The organism is Rhizobium sp. CSW-27 (assembly GCF_018760785.1).
Classification (GTDB): Bacteria; Pseudomonadota; Alphaproteobacteria; order Rhizobiales; family Rhizobiaceae; genus Neorhizobium.
In genome coordinates this window covers 1-2,232 of the sequence record NZ_JAHHZO010000050.1, presented here as the reverse complement: position 1 = coordinate 2,232, position 2,232 = coordinate 1, and the positions used below count along the sequence as shown (strand labels likewise).

At 61.4% G+C, this 2,232-nt stretch carries 1 protein-coding gene; it reads right to left on the bottom strand.

What is annotated here, in order from left to right:
• The coding region (locus KLP42_RS26475; protein WP_215571150.1) for a helicase-like domain-containing protein at positions 1 to 2,232 on the bottom strand (2,232 nt) is incomplete at both ends.

Sequence of the window (2,232 nt, the reverse complement as noted above, 5' to 3'; positions counted from 1 at the left end):
GTCGTATCACCGAAGCACGAGGCCCAGGCATCGAATTCGTGCAGTCCTCGCTCGGCAAGTGCCTCGTGACCGAGCAGGCGCTGGATCGAAAACATCTCGCCGAGCGTGTTGGTGATCGGGGTACCCGAGGCCAGCACCAGGGACCGGCCGGGATTCTTCGTCTCGATATAGCGGGACTTCACATAGAGATCCCAGGCACGCTGCGAGCCGTTCGGATCGATGCCCTTCAGCGTCGACATATTGGTGGCGAAGGACAGTTTTCGGAATTCCTGCGCCTCGTCGACGACAATCTGGTCGACGCCGATTTCCGAAATCGTCAGCAGATCGTCCTTGCGAGTGGCGAGTCCCTCCAGACGCTCTTGCAAACCTTCCTTGAGCCGTTCGAGGCGCTTGCGTGAGACGCGATCCTCGCTGTCGACTTTGATCAGCAGATCCTCATAGAGCTGCAACTCATCCTGGATCATCGCCTGTTCAAAGGTTGAGGGAACCGCGATGAAGCGGAAAGCGGAATGGGTGATGATGATCGCGTCCCACGTGGCGGTCGCCGCGCGCGACAGGAAACGGGCGCGCTTGTCCTTTGTAAAATTGGTCTCGTCGGCGACAAGGATCCTCGCGTTAGGATAGAGCGCCAGGAACTCGCGGGCGGCCTGTGCCAGGCAGTGGCCAGGAACAACGAGCATCGCCTTGGCGATCAGACCGAGCCGGCGCTGTTCCATGATGGCGGCCGCCATGGTCATCGTCTTGCCGGCGCCGACAGCATGCGCGAGATAGGTCGAGCCATCGGCGATAATCCGCCAGATACCGCGTTTCTGGTGCCCATAGAGAGCAAGCGCGCAGCAAGCGCCCGGAAGTTTGAGATGGGAACCGTCGAATTTGCGCGGCGCGATATTGTTGAACCGATCGTTATAGTCCCGCGCCAGCCGGTCGGTGCGATCGGGGTCCGTCCAGACCCAGTCCTGAAATGCCTGCTTGATCCTCTGCAGCTTATCGCGCGCCGCCTCGGTATCGACGACATTGAGAACCCGGCGTTCGCCGTCGGCATCCTTGAACACATCAAAGATCTGTGGGACCCGGCTGTTCAGAGCATCGGCAAGCAGTTCACCGGCATGGCGGCGGCTGGTGCCCCATTCCGATGTGCCGGCGGCGCTGTAACCGAGCTGGCGCGCCTCGACCGTCCAAGAGCCGAGTTCCGGCATGTGATGGATGCGGATGTCCGCCTCCATCTTTTCCTTAACGAAGGCGACGACATCGGAAGCCGGGATCCATGGCGCGCCAAGACGAGCGGTGATGTCGGAGGGGCGAAGATCGGCCGGCTGAACATCAGTCAAGGCGCGGACATTGCGCTCATAGGTCGGATCGAGCTCGGCCGCGGCCTGCGCGGCGGCCAGCTTGGTGCGGACTGCACCGGAAAGATATCCGTCGGCTGCCTGCCACGATCCATCGACCGGGTCACGGAAGATTGCCTCGCCGAGCTCGTCGACCACATCTGCGGGATCACTATGCAGTAGCTCGGCGATATGATCGATATCGACGTACCCGCGCTCGTTCAGAACGACAGCGAGCGCGTCTGCAGGCGACGTTATGGTCGGCGCCGCCGGTGGCGCAATAACCCGTTCGGAAAAAATCGGCCCCGGTTTCGCCGTGTCCGTCTCCAGATCGTAGTCCTCGATCGAGGCGACCAGCCAGCAATCGGGATCGTCACGGAACGGTGCGAGGTTCAGTTGGCGATGCGTTTCCTTGACCTCGCCGGTCTCGATATCCTCCTGAACGGATACGACTGTGTGGTTGATCGGCCCGAAATCACGTACGAAGCTCGACCAAGCGATCCGCAGCCGCACCTGAAGATCACGCCAGGGTCGATCAGTTTCCTGTGCCTTCAGCACCTCGCGGACGGCATCCCGGATTGGGATGAGCTTTGAGATGATCCGGACGTGCTTTTCCGAGATGCCATCTCCGCTGCGGCCCTTGCGGACGATGACCGGCACGGCCGATCCGTCGAGCATCTGCATCAGACCCTTCGACCGGTCGAGGAAGAAGCTGCCCTCGCGAACAGTCCCGCCTTTCGGCTGCAGATCGACGATCTCGCCGAGTTCTTCCTCCAGATCAATATCGATCGGTGTCGGCTCGCCATCGTAGAGATCGGCCGGCAGAAGTTCGATGGCATCTGCGAGGGCCGTTTCAAGATCCTCGCCGTCGCGGGGCCGGCATGTGTAGGTCTCGCCGAACGGGCCG